We start from the raw sequence: 22,218 nt of genomic DNA, 5'->3' as shown, positions 1-22,218 counted from the left end.
AGGTGTGGGGTTGTCTTCAGGGAGGGGGGCGGAGAAACCCCACGGGGACCGCAGGGACGGCGCTACAGCCCCGGCACACGGCGGATCGTCAGACTCGAGATCTGCATCCGGTTGTTTCCCCCAAGGAGTCACCTCATGACTGTCCTGAGCACCGAGACGTCCTCACGCGGCCTCCTCATCGGAGGCAGGGAGGTGCCGGCCCTGTCCGGCCGGACCACCGATGACCTCAACCCGGTGACGGGCGAGGTCTACCTGACGGTTCCGGCGGCCGGAGCCGAAGACGTCACCCGGGTCGTGGACGCCGCGCACGCGGCCTTCGCCGGATGGGCCGCCACCGCTCCCTCCACCCGCCGGTCGCTGCTGGAGAAGGCGGCCGACCTGATGGAGGAGCGTACCGGCGAGTTCACCGAGATCATGATCCGGGAGACCGGCGGCACCCGTACCTGGGCTGCGTTCAACATCCGTATGTCCGCGGACCTCATCCGGCAGGCCGCGAGCATGGCCACGCGTCCCGTCGGCTCGCTGCTCGCCAGCGACATGCCGGGCGAATGGTCCCTGGCCGTCCGTGAACCCGCCGGTGTGGTCGCCGCGTTCGTGCCGTGGAACGGCCCGCTGATCCTGTGCACCCGCGCCATCGCGGTCGCCCTGGCCACCGGCAACCCCGTGGTCATCCGGCCCAGCGAGGACGCCCCCGTCACCTCCGGCTACTTCCTCGCCGACGTCCTCGCGGACGCGGGCGTGCCCGCCGGAGTCGTCAACGTGCTTACCAACGACCGGGCCGACGCCCCCGCCGTCGTCGAGGCGCTCATCGCTGATCCGCGTGTGCGCCGGGTCAACTTCACCGGGTCGACGCCGGTGGGCCGCATCGTCGGGCGGCTGGCCGGGGAACACCTCAAGCCCGTCATCCTGGAACTGGGCGGGAAGAACCCCATCGTCGTCCTCGACGACGCCGACCCCGGCTACGCGGCGTCCGGGATCGCCGTCGCCAAGTTCATGAACGCCGGGCAGATCTGTCTGTCCGTCGACCGCGTCATCGTGCAGAACGGCATCGCGGACGCCTTCACCGAGGCCTTCCTCGCCAAGGTGCGGCAGGTCGGGCAGGGCACCCCCGAGGGCGAGCACACGCTCGTGGGACCGATGATCAACGCCCGTGCCGCCGAACGCGTCGCCGCTCTGGTCGCCGACGCCGTCGCCAAGGGCGCCACGGTCCTGCACGGAGGCGGCCCCGCCGACGGCACCTTCTACCCGGCCACCGTCCTCACCGACGTCACCCCGGACATGCGGATCTACTCCGAGGAGGTCTTCGGACCCGTCGCGACGATCTTCCGCGTCGACAGCGAGGACGACGCCGTCGCGCTCGCCAACGACACCGAGTACGGCCTGTCGAGCGCGGTGTACACCGAGAACGCCGGCCGGGGCCTGGCGGTCGCACGGCGGCTGCGCCACGGCAACGTGCACATCAACGACCACTCCGTCGCGGACGAGCCGCAGGCCCCGGTCGGCGGTGTGAAGGACAGCGGCTTCGGCCACTTCGGCAGCGACTGGGGCGCCGAGTTCTTCACCGAGACCCGCTGGATCACCCTCGCCGACCGCCACAGCAGCTACCCGATCTGATCCCGCCCGCCGGGCGGACGAAGCAGGGCCGGGCCATCCTTCGTCCGCCCGCCGGCCCCACCCCCCGTAAGGACGCCATGACGGGCTCATCCACTCCCCGCAGCCGCCACCGGTTGCCGATCCCGCCCGCGGTGCGGGAGCTCCTCGTTGTGCATCCCATGCCCTCGCGCCGCCGCAGCGCCACCGTCGCCGCCCTCTGCACAGCGGTCCCGATCCTGGTGGGACAGGCCGTGGACCAGCCGGTTCTCGGCCTGCTCGCCTCCACGGGGGCGCTCGCCGCGCTGTACGGCGGCCGGGGCACCTCCCGGCAGGAGGCCGCCGCGGTCGCGGGCGTGGGCCTCGTCCTCGCCGTCGGGATGGCGCTGGGCAGCGCCCTGGCCGGACACGCGCTGCTCGCCGTGGCCGGTACCGCGCTGTGGGCGGCGGTGGTCGCCGCGCTGTTCGCCGCCGTGCCGGCCCGGCCGCCGGGCATCGTCATGCCCGTACTCGTCTGCTCCGTCGGCAGCGGGCTGCCGCCCGGGCACACCGCGCAACGGGCCCTGGGAGTGGCCGTCGTGGGCGCCCTGGCCGCGGTGCTGAGCTGGGCCGCCGCCCGGTTCGGCGCCCCGGGCAGCCCGCCGGAACACGCGGACGCCGGCGGGCCGGTGCTGCGGCTGCGCCTCGTCCTGGCGGCCTTCCCTCGCTCGCCCTTCCCGTGGATGGCGATACGCACCGGAGCCGCCGTCGGCGTCGCCGGCGTCGCCTCCCTGCTGTGCCAGGTGGGGCGCCCCTACTGGGCCATGGCCGCTGCCGCTGCCGTCCTGGCCCGCGGCAGTCACGCGGCCAGCGCCAACACCCGCGCCGTGCTGCGCGGCACGGGGACCGCCGTGGGCTGTCTGCTGGCCGGAGCGCTGGCTGCGACCCACCCCCGGGGCGTCACGACCGCCGTGCTGCTCGCCGCGCTGACCTTCGTCATCGAGCTCGTCGTGGCCCGCAACTACGCCGTCGCCATGGTCTTCGTCACTCCCCTGTCGGTCCTCCTGGTGACTTCCGCGACCGGCATGTCCGCGGTGCTCACCATCACAGCGGACCGCCTGCTGGAGACGGTGCTGGGCTGCGTCGCCGCGGCCGTCGCCGGACAACTGGTCAGCCGTGGCTGGGCCGTTCGGCACCGGCGGCAGGCCGTGGCGGACGTGTTGACCGCGTCTGCCGACCTCCTTCAGGCGCCTGGCGAACCGCGCCACCGGGTGGCCCTGCTGCAGGCCCGCAACAGGCTGCAACTGGTCAGTGAGCGCACGGCGGGAGAGCGCCGCGCGGTGCGGACCGCGGCGTCCGCACTCGACGAAGTCGCCGCATCGACGCTCGATCTGGCCGGGCAGGTCCTGGACCGTCCCGAAGCCCTGCGGCCGGACGCCGCCGGCGCGGCGCGCGCTCTGCGGCAGCTGGCTGCCCGGGTCGACCCTGGCGCCGGGCCGGATCCGGAGACAGCGGCGAGCGAACCACCGCCCGGCCTGACCTCGCTGCGCACCGCCCTGGACGAGTACGCCGCACGCTGACTCCGAGGCGGAAGCGCACGTGGAGGCAGAACGTCACGCCGTCATGACAGTCAGTGTCCGCATACGAGTCTCCTCGCGTCCTGCGTCGCCCCATGAACGACCCCCGACGGCCGCCTCAACTCAGCCAATGGGCGGCCATCGCGGGCGACGGGCAACAGCCCACCCCGGTCCAGGAGTTCGCCGCTCGCCACCCGCTGCTGCCGGCGCTGTGCGCCGATACACCGAGCGCCGTCGTCCTGACAATGGCGGCTTTCTTCGCCCTCGTCGACTTCCTGAGCGTTCGGGCGCTCCAGCGCGATCCCGTCCGGGTCGGCGAGTTCGCGCGGCACCTGCTCGAGCAGGCCTCCGCCCAGGTCGCCTGAGCCGGATGCGCCGCAGCACCGCTCCGCCCGCCTCCGGAGCCGCTCACGCGATGCGACTAATCGTCACAAGGTAGGATACTCTTCGCAATGCCGCCCTCGCTCCGTCCTGGCGGGCCAGGGACGGCCCGTGGTCGCCGTCCCCTCAGCACTGTGGCGAGTGGTCCGGCGACCCCTTCTCCTCGACGTCGTCGCACCCCTCGCGGACATGGGTCACCGCCCTGCCTTCCGTCCCGGGTGCTGGACGTCCACACCTCACGGAGGCAACGGGTATGGAATCCACCTCGGCCGTGGCGGCCTCATTGACCCGGGTGACCGCCAACTTCCGTCAGTACTTGGTGGGATGGGGCCTTCAGGACCGGACCGAGGGAGACGTGGAGGTCTTCCGGAGCGGTTTGGCCCAGCCTCAGTTCAACGGCGTGGTCCGGCTGCGGTCGCTGGACGGGGCCGAGGAAGCCATGGCGACCGCGCGGGAACGGCTCGCAGGTGTGCCCTGGTGGTGGTGGGTCGGGCCAGACAGCCCCGCCGGCACCGCCGAGGCCCTGACGGGGCTGGGGGCCGTACCGCTCGGTCCGGTACCGCTGATGACGCGCTCGCTCGACCGGGTGGACTCCGGCGAGGAGCCGTCCCCGGAAGTGAAGGTCGAGGAGATCGGCCACGGAGCTCGGCTGACGGAACTGGTGCGCACCTACAGCGCCTCGATGGGTGTGTCGCCCGACCTGGAGGCACAGGTGGTCGAGGCCGAGGAGAGCCGCCCGGACAACGCCGACATCGTGCGACTGGCCGCCGTCGTGGACGGCCAGGTGGTCGGTACAACCGTGGTCATCATGGCGCACCAAGTGGCCGGCCTCTTCATCGTCCATGTCGCCGCGAGCCACCGCCGGCGTGGCATCGGCGGAGCCCTGACCCAGGCCGCGCTGCGGGCCGGGCAGGAGCGGGGCATGCGACTGGCTGCGCTCGGCGCCAGCGCCATGGGCGAGCCGCTGTACCGGCGCTTCGGCTTTGAGACCGTGTCCCACTACCATCTTTTCTCCGGTCCTGCCTGACATCACCCTCAAACATGTGATGTCACAGATGGTCAGCATGTGATGTCCACGACGGCGACGACTCCTGCCAGCTGCGACGTTTCCCGTCGAATGACTGATGCTGCCGCGTCCTGGCACCGGAAGGCTTGGACAGGTGATCCCCACCTCGACGAGAGGACCGCTGTGTTCGCAGTGCGCGACGCGGGCGAGGCGGACGGCCCCGGTGAGCTGCACTGGCCCTTCGGCTTCTCTCCGGACCTTTCGGATCTCTGTGCCTACGGAGAGGTCAGAATCCCCGCCTCACCCGCTGCCGTGTTCGTGTGCCTGACGGAGATCTGCGCGTGGGCACGGGACTTCACCACCCGGGACGTCGGCATCGTCCCGTCCGCAGCGGCGCTGCGCACGGAGAGCGAGCTGGCCTTCCGGCTGGACCGGGTCCCGGTGCGGGCCCAGGTCGTCGCGTGCCGTCCCGGCAGGTGTCTGATCTGGTTCGAACACGGCGTCGACCTCGACGTCTACCAGGAGTGGCTGCTGACCGTACTGCCCGACGGAACCCGTGTGCACCTGGGGCTGGCGGCCCGGGGTGCCGCGGCGATCTCGTACCGGGAGTCCGACCCGGTGGGCGCGGATCGCACCGTGAACCGCTGGCTGGCCGCTCTGCGGGGCGAGGTCTGCCGGGCCCGGCGACTGCCGCCGGGACCCGGCCGGCGGTGAGCTGCGTCCGCCAACGAGCTTCGCGCGGCGCGCACGCCTGGAAGACGGCGGTGCGTCAGTCACGTCAGTCGTGTGAGACGACGACCCTCTTCTCGTGCATCGCGGCGATCTCCTGCTCGCTGTAGCCCGGCGAGGCCACGCCCTGGCCGATGCCCTCGGCGCGGACCACCCGGTAATCGGCCTTCATGAACGGCTTGGCGGCGGCCAGTTGGTCCAGGTCCTCGTAGTCGCCCTGTTTGAGGCCGACGATGTGCCGCTCGCCGGAGCCGGAGATCTGCACCACCGGGAAACAGTCGGTCGTCGCCTCCGCCAGGGCGACCAGCCCGTTCGGGAACCCTGGCACGGACACGGTCAGGCAGACGCCGGGCCGGTCGGTGAGGAAACCCGCCGCTGCCGCCGCCCGGCCCGCCTTGCTCTCGTGCCGGAAGCCGATGAACGGCACTCGCGATCCCCAGCGAGTTCCGCTTCTTCCCGGGTCCGGCCGCCCATGACTCGGCGTGCCACTTCGCCGGGGAGAGACATATGGTGCCGGACTGGGACACAGCTCCCGAACATGGTGACCGCCTCGCCGCGGTGAACGGAGCCTGGTGAACGGCGTCTTCGGTCGGTCTACGAGTCCCCGGGGCGGCGCTCATCGGTGCCGATGGCGTCGCGCAGCGCCGCCCGCTTGGTGATGCCCAGCTTCGGGAAGATCTGGTAGAGGTGGCTGCTCACCGTGCGTGGCGAGACGTACAGCCGCTCGGCGATCTCCTTGTTCGTCATGCCCGAGGCCGCCAGGCGAGCGATCTCCAGTTCCTGCGGGGTCAGCGCCGTCACCGCGTCGCCGTGCCCGGCGCTGCGGGTGGCCTGTCCCGCGGCTCTCAGCTCCCGCTCGGCACGGGCCGCCCACGGGGTGGCGCCCAGCTTCTCGAAGGCGGTGAGGGCCGCCCGCAGCTGGGTGCGGGCCTCGGTCGCCGCCCGCGAGCGGCGCAGCCGCTCTCCGTGCAGCAGCCGGATGCGGGCGGTGTCGAACGGCCATGCGTCGGCCATGGGCAGGCTCAGCGCCTGCTCGAACAGTTTGGGCGCCGCGTCGTCTGGCGCGACGACGGCTGTGCAGCCCGCTTCCAGGATCGCCAGCCGGGGGGAGAGGTCCGCGATGCCCGTCTCGCGCAGTACCCGTACGTGTTCCTCCGCCTCGGCGCTACGGCCGGTGCGCACGGCTGCCTCGACGAGGTCCAGCGCGACCCAGAGGCTGTGCGGGACGTACGCGGCCAGGGTCCCGGCCGGGCTGATGGCCGTGGCGTGATGGTACGCGGCTTCGAAGTCGCCCTCGCCCAGGGCGGCCAGGACCAGGGCGTGCCGGGCGTAGGTCACGGCCGTACCGACGCCCCGGGAACCGGCCCAGCCGGTCATCTGCTCGGCCAGCGCCCGGCTGGTCTCGGACCTGCCCTGAACGGCCGCGAGGAGAGCCTGGTGATAGCGGAAGTACCAGGCGAAGAACCTGGCTCCCGGCTCCTCGCAGAGGCCGAGGCCCTCGGCGGCCAACTCCGCGGCCTCCGCCCACTCGCCGCGGTGGAAGTCGTCGACACAGACGTCCATGAGGGCGACCAGCCGCCTGCGGCCGGGACCGCCCGCCCGCCCGGCGCGGATCAGCCGCCACAACGGCTCGCGCACGTCGGCGAGACGGTCCACGTACCAGGCAGCCGCCGCCAAATTCTGCACGGTGGCCGGGTCGTTCGCGCTGTGCACTGTGGCCAGTGCGGCGTCCAGCCGCGGCAACAGGGCCGGTGCGTCCCGGACGGGATCGCCGAACATGCCGGTAACCAGGGAGAGCACGGCGGGCGGCTCAGGCGCGAGCCGGGCCAGCGCGGCGCGGAACGCCGACCACAGCTCGGCCCGTCCGCTCACGAAGCAGACCAGTGCGAGCGTCCACAGCGCGTTGACCAGGGACGCGTCGTGCGCGTCCGCGGGGTTCGGGTGCGCCTCGATCGCCCCGACCAGCAGCTGGTGGGCGGTGTCGATGTGTCCGTCGGTGTCGAGCAGCAGCAGGGTGGCGGCCGAGACGTAGTTCAGCGAGACATGGACCTGGCGGCCCGCCTGCCGTACCCCGTCCAGCAGTTCGGCGGCGCCCTTCGTCTCCGCCATGCCCTCCGCACCGACATAGGCGGCCTCGGCCAGCCGACGGGCCCGCCCGTCGGCCGAGGGGCTGAGGTCGGCGGCCCGGCACAGCAGCGTGACCACCGCCTGGTAGTCGCCGCGGGCCAGTACCCGGTGCGCGGCGGCTTCGAGCAGCGCCGCCACCTCCTCGTCCGGTTCCACGGCGGCCTCGCCCAGGTGCCAGGCCCGACGCTCGGTGTCGTCCATGAGTGCCGAGGCCAAGGCCCGGTGCACCCGTCGGCGGTCGGCGGACGTCGACTCGGCGACCACCGCGGACCGGATCAGCGGATGCCGGAACGCGACCTGGTGCCGGTTGGTGGTGATCCGTACGAGCTGGTCGCGCTCGGCGGGCCCGAGATCGTCCAGCAGGTAGGCGCCGTCGGCCGCGGCCTGCAGGACGCTCAGCTCACCGCTGCTCTCCAGGGCCGCGGTCAGCAGCAGGCGCCTCGTCGGCGCGGGGAGCTCCACCACTCGGGCGGCGAAGAGCCGCTGGAGGCGCTGGCCGAGCGGCAGCACCGGTGGCAGGGACCGGGCCGGTCCGCGCCGTGCTTCCTCCAGCGCCGGGGGCAGTTCGAGCAGGGCGAGCGGGTTTCCTTGGGCGGTGGCCAGCACGCGGGCCCGGGTCTGCGCGTCCAGACCTGGGAAACGTTCGACCAGCAGGTGAGCGGCGGCCTCATCGTCCAGGGGCGGCACCGTCAGCTCCGGGAGACCGGAGATGTCGAAGTAGCCCGCGGAACCGGTCCGGAGCGCGGCCAGGAGCCCAGCCCTGCTGCCGACGAGCCGGCGGGCGGCGAACCCGAGCACCGCCGCGCTGGCCCGATCCAGCCAGGGCACGTCGTCGATGACCAGGAGCAGGGGCGTGTCCGCCGCCGTCCTGCGCAGCAGCATGGTGACAGCGCTGGACAGCAGGAACCGGTCCGGCACGGGGCCGACCTCGAAGCCAAGGGCGACCCGCAGCGCCGTGGCCTGTTCGTCGCCGAGTACGGAGAAGTCTCCGGACAGAGGAAGGAGGGCCTGGTGCAGCGCGGCGTGACTGACGTCTGCCTCGAACTCGGTGCCGGTCACGCGCAGCACGGTCGTCCCTGACATGCGGGCCGCCTCGGCGGTCGCCTCCAGCAGCTCGGTCTTGCCGACACCCGCCTCGCCGGACAGGACCAACGCGCCGCCGTTCACCCTGGCCTGGTCCAAGAAGCGCCGCAGGAATTCCGTTTCCGCAAGGCGCCCCACCAAAGTCGCGGGCCGTGCGCCGGGCTCTGTCACGGCTGAAGTCTGCCCGAGGGGTTTCTGAGCAGCAAGGTGAACATCCGCCTTATATCTATTTACGTGTCATATAGGCATACCAGAGCGGTACGCCCTAACAGCCCGTCAGCGCGCGACCGTACCGGACGGCCCAGCGCCGGCGAGCTTGTAGGTGAGCGGCTCGCGTAGCTGGAAACGGCGGTAGAGCAGATGGTGCACCGATGCGCCGAGGACCGCGCCCAGGACCGGGGCGAGCATGTAGATGGCCAGGTCCGTGGTCTGCCCGGCGAGCACGGCGGGGCCGAATTGGCGGGCGGGGTTGGCCGAGCCTCCGCTGAGCGGGCCGAACACGACGACCGTCAGCGCGATGCACGCGCCGACCGTCTGCGGCAGCAGGCGGCCGAAGGCCGGGTAGGCCAGCAGGAAGCCGACAGCCAGGGTCAGGACGAGGATGCAACCGGTCTCGGCGAGGAACACCGCGGGCGGTGACCAGCCGGGGGCCGGCTGCAGCGCCGCATAGTCCACCGCTGGGCCGGACACGACGGGGCCCCACACGATCCGTCCGAGGAAGGCGCCGAGCACGGATCCGGCCAGCTGCGCAACGACGTAAGGGAGCACGCTGACACCAGGGAAGACGTCCATCAGCCACACCGCCACGGTCACCGCGGGGTTCATGTGGCCCCCGCTGCGGCGCCCCCAGGGGGACAGGATCAGAGCGACGACCAGCATGCCCGCCGCCGGCCCGGCCACCGCCAGGGCGATACGCAGATCACCGATGTACAGCGGTGAGGCCGGGGCGCGCAGCCAGCGGACGAGGGTGACCACCGCGAGGAGCAGGACGGTGGTGAGGCAGAACTCGCACCACACCTGGGAGAGGGGGACCGCACGGGGGCGGCGGGCGGAGGCACTCATCGCGGACACCTCTCGACGGCGGCGGACCCGGACCGCGGGTCCGGAGTGAGACGGCTCAGCTGACAGGCTCTCAGTCCGCTCCGCGGCACGACATCGAGCCAGCACCAGCAGCGATATGGGGCAGTCCCCATGCCGCGCCCCGGCGGGTGCGGCTCATCCGGCTGCACCCGACCGGCCCGTGCGGGCGGCTGCGGGACCGGTCCCGCTCACCGAAGCTCCGGCCGCGGCCGCGGTTCAGACCGGCGGCCGGCCGGAGCCCGGGTGAGGTCGAGGTTGTCGTGGAAGACGTTGTGGGGGTCGTACGTCTTCTTGAGCTCGACCAAGCGGGCCAGTGTGTCCGGTGGGAACGCCTCCGTGAGCCGCTCGGGACGAATGTCGGTCTCGAAGCTCACGTACAGGCCTGACAGGTGCGCGCGCAGCGGCTCCCAGCTCCGATCCAGGCGGGCCGGATCGATGCCCATGGCGACAACTTGGAAGGCGGCCGAGCGGTGGGCGAAGGCGGTGGCGGCCGAGTCGACGTCGGCGATGGCGCCGCCCATGGCGCGCAGCTGGAAGAAGTGGCTCTCGCCGCCGGTGATCAGATCAGCGGCGGCCCGCGCCGCGGCCGGGCCGAGACGGTCGAGCAGGCCGCTGCGACTGACCGGCTCACCCTCGGCGGTGCAGAGGCCTTCGGGTTCCGGCACGACGTCGGAGTAGTCGGCCAGCCCCACGTGCTGGACCAGTGGCGGCCCCGCGGCGAGGAAGGGCCGTATGCGGGCGCGGATGAGGTCGGTGTCCTCGCAGTCCACCAGGATCGTGCTCTGGGCGATCACCCGGCCGTCATGCGGGCGTCCGACGGTGAGGAAGGCCGTGGTGTCGCGGGGCGCGGACCGCGCCGCCTCGGCCCAGGCCCGGAGGAAGGCGGCGGTGTCGATGGCGTCCTGGATCAGGTGCGCGTGGCCGAGCAGCCCGACGGGCTCCGCCGCGAACTCGAAGGCGGTGACGACGCCGAAGGCGAACCCCGCGCCGCGCACGGCCCAGAACAGGTCCGCGTTCTCGTGCGCGCTGACCCGCAGCTGCCGTCCGTCGGCGAGGACGATCTCGGCGGCCCGCATCCTGTCGATGGTCAGCCCCTGTTCCCGCCCCAACAGGCCGATGCCGCCGGCCGTGGCCAGGCCGCCGACGCCGACGGCGCTGTGGTCGCCAGAGGTGAGTGCCCAACCATGGGGGTGCAGGGCGGCGGCGACCTCCCCCCAGCGAGCACCGGGCTCGATGCGCACCAGCCGGGAGCCCTCGTCGAGGACCTCGATGCGGTTCATCGCAGACAGATCGATGACGATGCCGCCGTGGTTCGTCGACCGGCCGCTGAACCCGTGTCCGCCACTGCGGACGGACAACGGCACCGGCCGGGCTCCGGCGAAGACGACGGCCTCGGCGACCTCGTGGGCGTTGCGCACGCGCAGCACGAGCGCCGGCCGTCCGCCGCGCATGCGGCTGGAGCGGACCCACTGGTAGTCGGGGTCGCCGGGGCGCACGGCGAGGCCGGCGAGGGCCTCTGGGAGAGCGTCGAGGCCGATGTCCATGGCGGGGCTCCTGGGGGTGCGGGCGGCTCAGGCGGCACGGCGGTGGTCGGCCACTAGCTGCCGCGCGGCTGGGATGACATCGGTGCCGAAGCGGCTGATCTGCTCGGGCGTCTCCGCGTCGGGCACCAGGTTGACGGTGTCGAACCGCAGGTCGGTGACGAAGTGGGCGACGATACGGGCCCATTGGTCGGCGTTGGCGTGCAGGGGCCGGCCGTTCGGTCCGGACAGCGGGAGGTCGACCGGGGCCGTGGCGTCGGTGACGGAACCGACCAGCTGGATCACCCGGCGGACGTCCCTGGGGTTGCGGCCGGCGGCACGGGCGGCGGCGTCGATGGCGTCCTGGGCGGCCGGTTTGGTCTCGAACAGAGTGGCGAGCGGGGCGATCCAGCCGTCCGCGCGGCTGCCCAGCAGTTTCAGCATCCGGGGGCCGGACGCGCCGAGCCAGATCCGGATGGCATGGGCAGGCACGGGGCCGGCGGCCACTCCTTCCAGGGGGTAGGTCTTGCCCCGGAAGGTGACCGTGCGGTGCGGATCCCACATCGCGCGCAGCACAGTGATCGCCTCGTCGACGGCGTTGACTGTCTCCGCGGGGCTCCAGGCAGGTCCGCCCAGGCCGGCGATCTGCGGCCAGGCCCGGCCGCCGCCGACCCCGAGATCGAAGCGGCCGTCGGAGAGCAGGTCGAGGCTGGCAGCGGTCTTGGCGAGCAGGGGGGCCGGGCGCAGCGGCAGGTTGGCGACGTCGGTGAGGAAGCGCAGGGTGCCGGTCCGGGCCGCCAAGTGACTGATGAGGACGTAGGGGTCGAGGTGGTCCGGGACGTAGGGGTGGTCCTGGATCGCGGCGAAGTCGAACCCGTTGCTCTCAGCGGCCAAGGCGTTGTCGATGACCAGGCCGTTGTCCCGGTGGGGGCTGAGGAAGACGCCGAAGCTGATCGGGTTCACGGTGAGGTCCTTTCGGGGCGCGTGGCGAGGGCGTGCGGTCGGATGGGGCTCAGGAGCGGCGTAGGGCCAGGACCTCGACGCCCGCGAGCAGGATGAGCAGCAGCCCGGCGAACCAGGTCATGACGGTGACGGCGGACAGCGACAAGGTGGCGACGCCGATGCCTACGGCAGGCAGGGTCAGGCCGAGGTAGGAGATCAGGAACAGTCCGGCAAGGGCCTCACTGCGCTTGTCCGGAACGGCCAGTGCGGCGACGGTGCCGACGGCGGCCTTGAACAGTGCGCCCGCGCCGATACCGGCGACGATCCCGCCGGTGAGGAAGACGGCCAGGTCGGCGGTGTGCATGCCGATGACGAGGGTGAGAACGCCGGCCGCCTGGGCGATGAGGCCGAGCCGGCGCTTGCCGGCTGTGGACAGCCGCGCGGTCAGGCTCTGTGCTGCGGCGGCGGCACCGAAGACGGCGAAGACGATCAGTCCGGCGAGGGCCCGGGAGGGGTGGTGCAGGGCGCCGGCGACGAAGCCTGGAGCCACGGAGGTGAAGAGACCGAAGACTGCCAGGGAGGCGAAGCCGGCGGCCGCGGCGGCGAGGTATCCGGCACGGTCACCGTGGTCGGCCTTGATCTGCTGGGGGCGGTAGGCGGGCCTGACGAACTGTTCCTCGACCGTCTCCGGGGTGAAGGCGATCGCGACGAGGCTCGCGAGTAGCAGCGCGGCGAAGACGAGATAGGGAGTGCGCAGCGGCGAGCTGCCCCACTGGGCGAGGAAGCCGGCGACGAGCGGTCCGACGCCGAGGCCGCCGATGTTGGCCACGGTCGACACCAGCTCGAAGCGCTGGGTGGAGGCGCCGGGGCGGTGCGCGGTGTGCAGTTCGTGCAGGTGCGCGGTGGCGGTGGCGGTGACCATGCCGACCCCGAGGCCGGTGATGAGCCTGGCGAGGAGCAGCACCGGCAGCGAGGTGCTGGTGAGGAAGAGCAGAGCGGCGAGCAGTTCCAGGCCGATCGCGGGGAGGAGGATCTTCTTGCGGCCGACCCAGTCGGAGACGTGCCCGGCCAGCACGAGGCTGATCATCACGCCGACCGCGTAGACGGCGAAGACGATCGTGACGGTGAAGGTGGAGAACCCGTCCCTTGCCATGTACAGCGGGTACAGCGGCGTGGGGACGGTGGAGAACGCCATCGCGGTGAGGAAGGCGAAGGCGATGAGCGAGAAGCCGATGCCGTGCCGCAGGGCGCTGGGGCGCAGCCTGGCGCCGTCGGCACGCGAGGCAGTGGTGGGCTGCTGGGGTGTGGCGGTTGAGCGGGCCATGGCGGGCCGTCCGTTCCTGACGCGGCAATTGATTGAACACTTGACAGGTTCGCTCGCGTCAGCCATCACGTCCAACGAAAGTACCTGACAGTCACCATCTCTTTCGGAGATGATTGGGGAGATACTCGAGGCATGGAACTGCGCCAGCTCGAATGCTTCGTCGCCGTGGCCGAGGAAGCGAACTTCACCCGCGCCGCGGCCCGGCTGCACATCGTCCAGTCCGCGGTCTCGGCCACGATCAAGAGCCTGGAGCGGGAACTGGGCGGCCCGCTCCTCGACCGCAACTCCAAGCGGGTGCTCCTCACCGACGCCGGGGCCGCGCTGCTGCCCCGGGCCCGCGACACGCTCGACGCCGCGCGGGACGCCGCCGACGCCGTCGCCGAGGTCCGGGGCGGGCTGCGAGGTACCCTGCGCCTGGGCACACTGACCTCGGTGCGCCTGCTCGATCTCCCGGCGCTGCTCGGCGGGTTCCACCGGCAGTACCCGGGTGTGGTGCTGCAGACCAGCGCCGCGCCCACCGGCTCGCAAGGCCTGGTGGACGCCGTGCGGGAGCGGCGTCTCGACCTCGCCTTCGTGTCGCTGGCCGGCCCCCGTCCGGCGGGCATCACCCTGACCCGGCTGTCCACGTCGGTGCTCGATCTCGTCGTACCGGTCGATCATCCGCTGGCCGACCGTGCCACCGTGTCGATCACCGAGCTGGCCGGCCTCGACTTCGTGGACTCCCCGGTGGGATACGGCAACCGAGCCGTGGCCGACCGGGCCTTCGCCGCCGCCTCGGTGGCACGCCGGGTGTCCATCGAGATCACCGACATCGCGACCGGCGTGGACTTCGTCCGCAACGGCCTGGGCCTGGCGCTGCTGCCCCGGTTCGTCCTGGCCCGCGCCAAGGGCGTGGCCACGCTTACGGTGAGCGACGCCGACCTCGACTGGCCCTTGTCGCTCGCCTCGCCGAGCGACCGCACGCCCGGGGCCGCGGCCCGCGCGATGATCGAAATGGCCCGCGACTTCGTGGCGTAGGCGGCGCGGGCGGTATGGGGAGGGCTGAGGCCGAAGCACCTGGCTCATCGTCTCCCTCCGGGCTGTCGCGCACAGACCTGGGGAGCAGGGCGATGCTGGACGTCGTTCCGGTTCCGGACAGGGGCGGTCGCTGTCCTGCTTCTCAGCCTGCCGGGGCGCACCGACCTGGGAATCAGTCATATGACTTACCCCCTCGCCCAAGGGGGCGACAGACAGTGATGTGCACAGGGCCTGTCACCTCGCTGCAATCCGCCGCACGCCCGTCAGGCCGCCGTGACGACCAGGAACGCCTCGTCGACCAGGCCCACAAGCTGCTGCCGGCCGTCGCTGGCGCCCCACTGGTTGACCGCGGCGTTGAAGCAGCTCAAAGCCGCCGACACCAGAATGGTCGCGGCCGGCCGGGAGGGCGGGGCACCTCCGCCGCGCTCGGCGAGGGCCCCGACCAGGGGGAACAGCTCTGCTGCCTCTCGGTGCGCCGACACGCAGCGCCGGAGTGCGGCACACCAGGCGATGCAGCGTCAGTATCCGCCCGCGCTCCTGAAGCAGCGCGGGCGGATCACCGGGTCGAAGGCACGGCGCAGCGCGGTCCAGTCGTCCTCGTCGTCGGGACGGGCCCGCAGGACCTCCGCGAGGTGATCGTCCTGTCCCTCGAAGACACCGAGCACCGAGTCGTCGAGAGCCGCTGACGTGTCCTCGGTGCAGGGCCGTTCATTCACCTGGTGCTCCACTGCTAAGGCTCACATGCCCCGCCATGGCAGATACCCGACTCTCAGTCTCTTCATATGAGGAGTCACTGCACTAAGTCACTCTGCCAAACACATGTAAACCTCACCCGGGCGACTCTTCACAGCCTCCCGCCTCCGCGCTGTGGCCTGCTATCCCTGCGCCGTCCACGGCAGCAGCCGGGCCGCGTTTCGGGTAGTCAGCGCGCGCCAGGTGCCGGCTTCCGGCTGCGGTGCGGCGTCGACGGAGGCGACCTGGGCGAGGGTGCCGGCGGCCGGGGTCCAGCAGTAGTCGCTGCCGTAGAGCAGGCGGTCGTAACCGAAGCTCCGGGTCAGGGCCGGGATCTGGTGCGGGAAGGGGCTTCCGGCCATGTCGAACCAGAAGGTACGCAGTTGATCCTGCACCGTGGGGCCGTCGGCCGCGCCGATACCGAACACCGTGCGGAACAGCTCCATGCGGTCGGCGAGCAGCGGCAGCGTGCCGCCCCCGTGGGTGAACACCCACTGGATGCGCGGGCGTCGTTGCAGGACGCCGGAGAGGACGAGGTCGGAGGCGGCGCGCGTGGAGTCGAAGAGGAACTCCAGCATTGGCCGGGGGCGGCCCAGCGCCACCTTCTCGTGGCAGGGCGGCGAGGTGGGGTGGACGAACACGACGGCACCCCGGCGGTCGAGCTCCTGCCAGAGCGGTTCAAAGCGCGCGTCGCCCAGGTACGCTCCGGCCGCGTTGGTCTCCAGGGCGAGCCCGTGGGCGCCGAGGACGTCCAGGGCGTACGCGGCTTCGGTGAGGGCACCGTCCACGTCGGGCAGCGGTACGGATGCGAAGTGCCCGAAGCGTCCGGGGTGGTCGCGCACCACGTCGGCCGCGAACTCGTTGACCTCCCGCGTCAGGGCGCGGGCGGCGCCGTCGTCGCCGAAATGGGTGCCCGGGGAGGAGACGGACAGCACGCTGGTGCGGATGCCAGTGGCGTCCATGAGCTCCAGGTGCTGCGCCGGGGACCACTCGGGGTAACCGCGCATGCCGTCGGGTTGCAGAAAGCCGGCCGCCCGAGCCCGCTCCACATAGCGCGGGGTGACGAAGTGGGCGTGGACGTCGATCAAGTGCTCTGCTGTAACCATCGGCCCACGGTATGGCTCAGGAAGATGACATCAATCACTCATCCAAGCGATGTCGTATGTGATCCCGGGCGTCAGGATCGGCCCCGTACTGAATCGACGTGGTTCGGGCACTGGATGCTCCCCCATCACGAGGTGACCTCATGTGCGTGCCTGTATCCCGGTGGCACTACGCCTGTCGACTCCCGGACGATGAGCCGCGGCAGCGGCACGCCCACCGTCCGGGCGGGCGCGCCGTCCAGCAGGGCGAGGAGTTCCTGCGCCGCAGTGCGGCCGAAGGCCACGCTGTCGCGGGAGAGCGCGGACAGCCACGGCTTGACCATGCGGCACAGGGCCGAGTCCTCCCAGGCGACCACCGAGATGTCCGCCGGCACCGCGAAGCCCAGCTCGGCCGCCGCGGCGATACCGGCCACCGCCATCACGTCGTTGTCGTAGATCAGCGCGGTCGGGGCGGCCGGGCCGCGAAGCACCTCGCGGGTGACGGCCGCACCCTGCGCGTCGGAGTAATCGGTGGTCACCGAGCGGGCCTCGCGCAGCCCCCGCCGCTCGGCCTCGGCCCGCAGGCTGTCCAACCGGCGCTGGGTGTGGGCGAGCGCGGGCAGGCCCGCGATGTGCAGGATCCGGCGGTGGCCGAGTGCGTACAGCTCGTCCACGACCACCCGCATCGCGGCGACGTCGTCCGCCCACACCGTCGACAGCGCGGCATGAGAGGCCTCCGGAGCGCCGCCGATCACCACGGCGGGCAGGCCGAGTTCGTCGAGGAGGCCGGGCCGGGGGTCGTCGGTGCGCGGGTCGACCATGAGAACCCCGTCGACCCGGTGCTCGGCCCACCACCGGCGGTAGACGGCGCACTCGTCCTCGATGTCGTCCACCACCTGGAACAACAGCCCCAGGTGCCGTTCGGCCAGCACCTCCTGGATGCCGGAGACGAGCTGGAGGAAGAAGGAGTCGATCCCGAGGGTGTGCGCGGGCCGGGCCACGACGAAGCCGACCGTGGCGGCGCCCTCGCCGGAGAGCTGGCGTGCCGCGGTGCTGGGCCGCCAGCCGAGTTGCTCGGCCACCCGGCGCACTCGTGCGCGGGTGACCTCCGAGACGCCCGGGCGGTCGTTGAGCGCGAAGGAGACCGCACTCTCGGACACCCCGGCGCGCTGGGCGATGTCCTTCATCGTGGGCCGGCGTGCGGGCGAACGCTTGCCTGTCACCGCTTCCCCCATTTCGCGACAGCTGTCGACACGTACCAAGACCCTAACACACTAATACGCTTGAGTAGCAGGCTGCTAAAGCGCATTAGCGATCAGCTGCGATGCTTTCGTAACACTTATCTGACCTGCATGTTCACTGCCTTCTGGTGGCCTTCCCATCTGAATCCATTGACTTTTTCCCGGAGAAGGATGCAAGGTCTGCCCCTGTACCCGTGGCCGGCATCGTCGCCGTGACCCGCCGTGTAAAGGAGTCTTCCGCCGTGCGCATCTCCCGCAGAATCCTCGCCACCGCTGCCACCGCCGCGGTGCTGCTCCCCCTGAGTGCCTGTGGTTCCGGTGACGACAGTTCGTCGGGCAACGCCTCCGGCAAGGTCCAGGGCGACATCACCTTCCAGACCTGGAACCTGAGGGCCAACTTCAAGTCGTACTTCGAGGGCGTGATCTCCGACTTCGAGAAGCAGTACCCCGGCACCCACGTGAAGTGGGTTGACCAGCCCGCCGAGGGCTACGCGGACAAGCTCAGCGCACAGGCGGCCGGCGGCACGCTCCCCGACGTCGTCAACGTCTCCCCCGACCTGGCCGCCCCGCTCGCCAAGGCCGGCCTCGCCCTGGACCTGGACAAGGACAAGGCGGCGGCCAAGTACCAGGCCGAATACCTGCCCGGCGCCTGGGCCAGCAGCCAGATGCCCGGCCTGAGCGGCACCTACGCCTTCCCCTGGTACCTCAACACCGGGCCGCTGTTCTACAACAAGGCCCTGTTCAAGGAGGCCGGCCTCAACCCGGACCAGCCGCCGAAGACGTACGCCGAACTGTTCAAGGACGGCTTGGAGATAGCCAAGAGGACCGACGGTAAGGTCGCCACCCTCGCCAACGTGCCCACCATCGAGGACTTCGGCCGCTACGGCGTCCAGCTGATGAACAAGCAGGGCACCGCCTTCGCCTTCAACGACGCGAAGGGCATCGAACTCCTCAGCACATACAAGGAGTTGTACGACGCTAAGGCCCTCGACCCGCAGGCCCTCACCGCCACCCCGGAGTCCTCCGGCCAGAAGTTCCTCACCGGCGCCGTGGCCATGAACCCCGGCAGCGCGCTGGACCTGAAGAACTTCAAGACCCAGGCGCCGAGCCTGTACAAGAACATCGGCATCACGGACCAGATCACCAGCACCGGCCACGTCAACATGTACGTGCAGAACATCATGGTGAACGCACAGTCCAAGCAGAAGCCGGCCGCGGTCGCCTTCGCCCACTTCGTCACCGACGCCAAGAACCAGATGGCGTTCGCGAAGCAGGTCGCCATCTTCCCCAGCACCAAGGGCTCGCTGGACGACCCGTACTTCACCGAGGAGGACGGCACCGACGAGACCCGGGTCCGGGTGGCCGCCGCCAAGTCGCTGCAGACGGCGGTCAATTACACGCCGGTGCTCTTCAGCGACCAGATGAAGACCGCGCTGCGCAACGAGGTCGCCAAGGCGCTCCAGGGCAAGGAGAGCCCCAAGGAAGCTCTTGACAACGCTGTCAAGGCCTGCGACCAGCTGCTCCAGCAGGGCTGATTCGCCATGGCCCGTTCCACTGTTCCGTCCGGTTCCCGGGTACGGCGTCAACTGCCCACCAGCCCCTGGCTGTTCGCCGCACCCGGACTGGCCGTGATCGCCGCGTTCATCCTGTGGCCGTTCGTCTCGACGGTGGTGAACTCCTTCACCGACCGCCGCACGCTGCTCCCGGGCCACTTCGTGGGTCTCGCGAACTTCCGCGAGCTGCTCCACGACGACATGTTCTGGATCGCCCTGCGCAACAGTGCGCTGTACGTCGTCGGGGTCGTCCCCGCGCTCGTCGTGCTGCCGCTGCTGCTCGCGCTGCTGGTGGAGAAGAACATCCCGGGCATCGCCTTCTTCCGGTCCGCCTTCTACACGCCGGTCGTCGCCTCGATCGTCGTGGTGGGCCTGATCTGGGTGTGGCTGCTGGACGAACGGGGCCTGGTCAACTCACTGCTGGGCAAGCTCGGCGCCGGTCCGGTCGGTTTCCTCAGCGACCAGTGGCTGCTGCTGATCAGCGCCATGACGGTCACCGTGTGGAAGGGCCTCGGCTACTACATGATCATCTATCTGGCGGCGCTGGCCAACGTGCCGCGCGAGCTGCACGAGGCCGCCGCCGTCGACGGCGCGGGCCCGGTGCGCCGGTTCCTCACCGTCACCGTGCCCGCCCTGCGCTCCACCATGGTCCTGGTCGCGGCTCTGGCCTCGGTCGCCGCGTTCAAGGTGTTCTCCGAGGTCTACCTGATGGCCGGGCCCGACGGCGGCCCGGCCGGCGAGGACACCACCCTGATCATGCTGGTCGAGCGCACCGGCACCGGCCTCAGCGGCCGGGTCGGCTACGCCTCCGCCATCTCACTGGTGGTCTTCGTGATCACCGTGGTCCTGATGCTGCTGGTCCTGCGCGCCGACCGGAAGGACGAGTCATGAGCGTGACGGAGAAGACTCGTCCCGAGCACGGCACCGAGCGGCCGACGCCCGTGAGGGGCCGCCCGTCCCGGCGCACCGGCCGCGACGGGCGGCCGGTCCGGGCGTGGGAGCTGATCGTGCGCTATGTGCTGCTGCTCGGCGTACTGGCCCTGACCATCGGACCGTTCCTGTGGCAGCTGTCGACGTCGCTGAAGGGACCGACGGAGGACATCTACAGCTCCACGCCGTCGTTCCTGCCCGAACACCCCACGCTGCACAACTACGCGCGGGTCGCCGACACCATCCCCGTCTGGGACTACGTCCTGAACTCGCTGAAGGTCGCCGTCGCCAGCGTGGTCACCAACTGCGTCGGCTCGGCCCTGGGCGGCTACGCCATGGCCCGGCTGCGCTTCGCGGGCCGGCGCGCGCTCACCCTGGTGTTCGTGCTGGCGATGCTCGTACCCGTGGAGAGCATCATCATCGCCCAGTTCACGACCATGCGGGAGCTGGGCCTGAACAACACCCTCATCGGTGTCATCCTGCCCAGCTGCGTCAGCTCGCTGAATGTGCTGCTGATGCGCAACGCCTTCCTCAACCTGCCCCATGAGGTCGAGGAGGCCGCCTACGTCGACGGCGCCAACGTCTGGCAGCGCTTCTGGTACATCGCGCTGCCGTCGGTGCGGGGCACCCTCGCGGTTGTCGCCATCTTCGCCTTCATGGGCGCCTGGGACGACTTCCTGTGGCCGCTCATCGTGCTCAACGACCCTTCCAAGTTCACCCTCACCATCGGCCTCAACTACCTGCACGGCACCTTCGCCAACGACCAGCGCCTCGTCGCCGCGGGCACGATCATCGCCGTCGCGCCCCTCATCGCCCTGTTCGCCTGTCTCCAGCGGTACTTCTTCCGCGGGGTCGGCGAGGGCGCCGTCAAGGGCTGAGGCGAACCCCGCTCCACCGCGCCACGCCACCCCCCAGTTCAAGGACAACCGCATGCCCCCTGCCGTGCGCTTCGGCGTCAACTACACCCCCAGCGAAGGGTGGTTCCACCACTGGCTCGACTTCGACCTCGACTCCGTCCGAGCCGACCTGGACTCCATCGCCGCGCTCGGCCTGGACCACGTCCGCGTCTTCCCGCTGTGGCCCTACTTCCAGCCCAACCGCGCCCTGATCCGCCCGCGCGCCGTCGAGCAGCTCGTCGCGCTCGCCGACGCGGCGGCCGAACGCGGTCTGGACGTCAACGTGGACGGCCTCCAGGGCCATCTGTCGAGCTTCGACTTCCTGCCCGCCTGGACCCGGACCTGGCACCGGCGCAACCTCTTCACCGACCCGGACGTCCTCGACGGCCAGGCCGCCTACCTGCGCACCCTGGCCGCCGCCCTCGCCGACCGGCCCAACTTCATCGGCATGACTCTGGGCAACGAGGTCAACCAGTTCTCCGCCGGCCCGCACCCCGACCCCGATCGGGCCACGCCGGAGCAGGTCGACGCCTGGCTGGAGCGCATGCTCGCCGCCTGCGAGGAGGGCGCGCCGGGCCGGCTGCACCTGCACGCCGAGTACGACGCCACCTGGTACCAGCCCGACCAACCCTTCACCCCGGCGCAAGCCGCCCGGCGGGGAGCGGTCACCGCCGTGCACTCCTGGGTGTTCAACGGCACCGCCCAGCGCTACGGCCGCACCTCCGTGCCGACCGAGCACCACGCGGCCTACCTCGTCGAACTGAGCAAGGCATGGGCCGAGGAGCCGCGCCGCCCGGTCTGGTTGCAGGAGGTCGGCGCGCCCGCGCCACTGATCCCGGCCGAGCACGCCGCCGCCTTCGCCGAGGCCACCATCGCCCACGCACTGGACTGCCCCGACCTGTGGGGCATCACCTGGTGGTGCTCCCACGACGTGTCCCGCGACCTCGCCGACTTCCCCGCACTCGAATACTCCCTGGGGCTGCTCACCAACGACCGGCGCCCCAAGGACACGGCCGAGGTGCTCGCCGCCGCCACCCGAAGCGATGTGCGGCGGCCCGCACCGCGCACCACCGCCCTGACGGTGCCCGCCGATCCCACACTGCGTACCGCGCTCGCCCCCGGCGGGTACGTGTACGAGGCCTTCTTCCGGCTGACCGCCGATGGCGCCCGACCCACCACCGTGCTCGACGCCCACGCCGACGACGCGCACCATCTGCGCGCCCGCGGCATCACCGAGGTCGTCACGGCCGAGCACGTGCTCTCCACCCCGCGGTCGGGCACCCTCGCCTGCCCCGACCGCCTCACTCTGAAAACCACCCGCTGATGTACGACCTACGGAGCACTCCGCATGCATGACGACCGCCGTCTGGTCGAGGCCCGTCTCAAGCGCGTCCTCGACGAGCGCATCCGCCCCGCCGTGTACCCCGAG

Annotated in this window: 20 protein-coding genes; 10 read left to right on the top strand and 10 right to left on the bottom strand. The window is 71.3% G+C overall.

Going from position 1 to position 22,218, the window contains the following annotated elements; all coding sequences use genetic code 11:
• The first annotated feature begins 135 nt into the window (after positions 1–135).
• From PH203_RS43045 to PH203_RS43025, 5 genes are all read left to right on the top strand, one after another.
• Positions 136–1,614, top strand: coding sequence for an aldehyde dehydrogenase family protein (locus PH203_RS43045; protein WP_289927613.1), 1,479 nt, complete (start codon positions 136–138; stop codon positions 1,612–1,614).
• Positions 1,615–1,691: 77 nt separating this feature from the next.
• The gene (locus tag PH203_RS43040; protein WP_289927612.1) at positions 1,692–3,149 is read left to right on the top strand and encodes an FUSC family protein; all 1,458 of its coding nucleotides are present in this window, start codon (positions 1,692–1,694) and stop codon (positions 3,147–3,149) included.
• A 92-nt stretch (positions 3,150–3,241) separates the two neighbouring features.
• On the top strand, positions 3,242–3,511 hold the full coding sequence (locus tag PH203_RS43035) for a hypothetical protein (RefSeq protein ID WP_289927611.1): 270 nt from the start codon (positions 3,242–3,244) through the stop codon (positions 3,509–3,511).
• Between the two features lie 269 nt (positions 3,512–3,780).
• The gene (locus tag PH203_RS43030) at positions 3,781–4,554 is read left to right on the top strand and encodes a GNAT family N-acetyltransferase (RefSeq protein ID WP_289927610.1); all 774 of its coding nucleotides are present in this window, start codon (positions 3,781–3,783) and stop codon (positions 4,552–4,554) included.
• Positions 4,555–4,716: 162 nt separating this feature from the next.
• Positions 4,717–5,247, top strand: a complete 531-nt coding sequence (locus tag PH203_RS43025; RefSeq protein ID WP_289927609.1) for a hypothetical protein — start codon at positions 4,717–4,719, stop codon at positions 5,245–5,247.
• A gap of 64 nt (positions 5,248–5,311) precedes the next feature.
• Here the strand turns inward: PH203_RS43025 and PH203_RS43020 are convergent, their stop codons facing one another.
• The 6 genes from PH203_RS43020 to PH203_RS42995 all read right to left on the bottom strand — a co-directional run bounded on the left by PH203_RS43020 (position 5,312) and on the right by PH203_RS42995 (position 13,338).
• Positions 5,312–5,680, bottom strand: coding sequence for a thiamine pyrophosphate-binding protein (locus tag PH203_RS43020; protein WP_289927769.1), 369 nt, complete (start codon positions 5,678–5,680; stop codon positions 5,312–5,314).
• Positions 5,681–5,856: 176 nt separating this feature from the next.
• Positions 5,857–8,643: a LuxR family transcriptional regulator gene (locus PH203_RS43015; RefSeq protein WP_289927608.1), complete on the bottom strand. Its 2,787-nt coding sequence runs from the start codon at positions 8,641–8,643 to the stop codon at positions 5,857–5,859.
• A 105-nt stretch (positions 8,644–8,748) separates the two neighbouring features.
• Positions 8,749–9,534, bottom strand: a complete 786-nt coding sequence (locus PH203_RS43010; protein ID WP_289927607.1) for an aquaporin — start codon at positions 9,532–9,534, stop codon at positions 8,749–8,751.
• A gap of 206 nt (positions 9,535–9,740) precedes the next feature.
• Complete coding sequence (locus PH203_RS43005) at positions 9,741–11,096, bottom strand: FAD-binding oxidoreductase (RefSeq protein ID WP_289927606.1); 1,356 nt, start codon at positions 11,094–11,096, stop codon at positions 9,741–9,743.
• Between the two features lie 27 nt (positions 11,097–11,123).
• The gene (locus PH203_RS43000; protein ID WP_289927605.1) at positions 11,124–12,035 is read right to left on the bottom strand and encodes an LLM class flavin-dependent oxidoreductase; all 912 of its coding nucleotides are present in this window, start codon (positions 12,033–12,035) and stop codon (positions 11,124–11,126) included.
• Positions 12,036–12,084: 49 nt separating this feature from the next.
• Positions 12,085–13,338: an MFS transporter gene (locus PH203_RS42995; protein WP_289927603.1), complete on the bottom strand. Its 1,254-nt coding sequence runs from the start codon at positions 13,336–13,338 to the stop codon at positions 12,085–12,087.
• A 132-nt stretch (positions 13,339–13,470) separates the two neighbouring features.
• Between PH203_RS42995 and PH203_RS42990 the strand changes: the two genes are divergently transcribed.
• Positions 13,471–14,355, top strand: coding sequence for a LysR family transcriptional regulator (locus PH203_RS42990; RefSeq protein WP_289927602.1), 885 nt, complete (start codon positions 13,471–13,473; stop codon positions 14,353–14,355).
• Positions 14,356–14,618: 263 nt separating this feature from the next.
• On the opposite strand, the gene PH203_RS42985 is transcribed toward PH203_RS42990, so the two are convergent.
• The 4 genes from PH203_RS42985 to PH203_RS42970 all read right to left on the bottom strand — a co-directional run bounded on the left by PH203_RS42985 (position 14,619) and on the right by PH203_RS42970 (position 17,392).
• The gene (locus tag PH203_RS42985; protein ID WP_289927601.1) at positions 14,619–14,837 is read right to left on the bottom strand and encodes a hypothetical protein; all 219 of its coding nucleotides are present in this window, start codon (positions 14,835–14,837) and stop codon (positions 14,619–14,621) included.
• A 36-nt stretch (positions 14,838–14,873) separates the two neighbouring features.
• Positions 14,874–15,071 carry a hypothetical protein gene (locus tag PH203_RS42980; protein WP_289927600.1) on the bottom strand — a complete coding sequence of 66 codons (198 nt, stop codon included), beginning with the start codon at positions 15,069–15,071 and terminating at the stop codon, positions 14,874–14,876.
• 159 nt (positions 15,072–15,230) lie between these two features.
• On the bottom strand, positions 15,231–16,193 hold the full coding sequence (locus tag PH203_RS42975; RefSeq protein ID WP_289927598.1) for an amidohydrolase family protein: 963 nt from the start codon (positions 16,191–16,193) through the stop codon (positions 15,231–15,233).
• A gap of 125 nt (positions 16,194–16,318) precedes the next feature.
• Entirely contained in the window at positions 16,319–17,392 is a 1,074-nt protein-coding gene (locus tag PH203_RS42970; RefSeq protein WP_289927597.1) for a LacI family DNA-binding transcriptional regulator, read from the bottom strand.
• A gap of 260 nt (positions 17,393–17,652) precedes the next feature.
• Here PH203_RS42970 and PH203_RS42965 point away from each other — a divergent pair, with 260 nt between their 5' ends.
• From PH203_RS42965 to PH203_RS42950, 4 genes are read left to right on the top strand one after another with little or no spacing between them, the layout of a single operon-like run.
• Positions 17,653–18,945 carry a sugar ABC transporter substrate-binding protein gene (locus PH203_RS42965; protein ID WP_289927595.1) on the top strand — a complete coding sequence of 431 codons (1,293 nt, stop codon included), beginning with the start codon at positions 17,653–17,655 and terminating at the stop codon, positions 18,943–18,945.
• A gap of 6 nt (positions 18,946–18,951) precedes the next feature.
• A complete protein-coding gene (locus tag PH203_RS42960) occupies positions 18,952–19,854 on the top strand; it encodes a sugar ABC transporter permease (RefSeq protein ID WP_289927593.1) in 903 nt (300 codons plus the stop codon).
• A complete protein-coding gene (locus tag PH203_RS42955; protein ID WP_289927592.1) occupies positions 19,851–20,771 on the top strand; it encodes a carbohydrate ABC transporter permease in 921 nt (306 codons plus the stop codon). Before PH203_RS42960 ends, PH203_RS42955 begins: the two co-directional genes overlap by 4 nt.
• A gap of 52 nt (positions 20,772–20,823) precedes the next feature.
• Positions 20,824–22,113, top strand: coding sequence for a glycosyl hydrolase (locus tag PH203_RS42950; RefSeq protein ID WP_289927590.1), 1,290 nt, complete (start codon positions 20,824–20,826; stop codon positions 22,111–22,113).
• Positions 22,114–22,218: the final 105 nt, after the last annotated feature.

Source organism: Streptomyces sp. S.PB5 (assembly GCF_030403745.1).
Classification (GTDB): domain Bacteria; phylum Actinomycetota; class Actinomycetes; order Streptomycetales; family Streptomycetaceae; genus Streptomyces.
This window is presented reverse-complemented; position numbering and strand designations above follow the sequence as displayed.

Coding starts and splice junctions, on each gene's coding strand:
- PH203_RS43040 (WP_289927612.1), top strand. CDS start 1,692: ATGACGGGCTCATCCACTCCCCGCAGCCGCCACCGGTTGCCGATCCCG.
- PH203_RS43045 (WP_289927613.1), top strand. CDS start 136: ATGACTGTCCTGAGCACCGAGACGTCCTCACGCGGCCTCCTCATCGGA.
- PH203_RS43010 (WP_289927607.1), bottom strand. CDS start 9,534: ATGAGTGCCTCCGCCCGCCGCCCCCGTGCGGTCCCCCTCTCCCAGGTG.
- PH203_RS42950 (WP_289927590.1), top strand. CDS start 20,824: ATGCCCCCTGCCGTGCGCTTCGGCGTCAACTACACCCCCAGCGAAGGG.
- PH203_RS43035 (WP_289927611.1), top strand. CDS start 3,242: ATGAACGACCCCCGACGGCCGCCTCAACTCAGCCAATGGGCGGCCATC.
- PH203_RS43005 (WP_289927606.1), bottom strand. CDS start 11,096: ATGGACATCGGCCTCGACGCTCTCCCAGAGGCCCTCGCCGGCCTCGCC.
- PH203_RS42960 (WP_289927593.1), top strand. CDS start 18,952: ATGGCCCGTTCCACTGTTCCGTCCGGTTCCCGGGTACGGCGTCAACTG.
- PH203_RS42995 (WP_289927603.1), bottom strand. CDS start 13,338: ATGGCCCGCTCAACCGCCACACCCCAGCAGCCCACCACTGCCTCGCGT.
- PH203_RS42990 (WP_289927602.1), top strand. CDS start 13,471: ATGGAACTGCGCCAGCTCGAATGCTTCGTCGCCGTGGCCGAGGAAGCG.
- PH203_RS43030 (WP_289927610.1), top strand. CDS start 3,781: ATGGAATCCACCTCGGCCGTGGCGGCCTCATTGACCCGGGTGACCGCC.
- PH203_RS42975 (WP_289927598.1), bottom strand. CDS start 16,193: ATGGTTACAGCAGAGCACTTGATCGACGTCCACGCCCACTTCGTCACC.
- PH203_RS42955 (WP_289927592.1), top strand. CDS start 19,851: ATGAGCGTGACGGAGAAGACTCGTCCCGAGCACGGCACCGAGCGGCCG.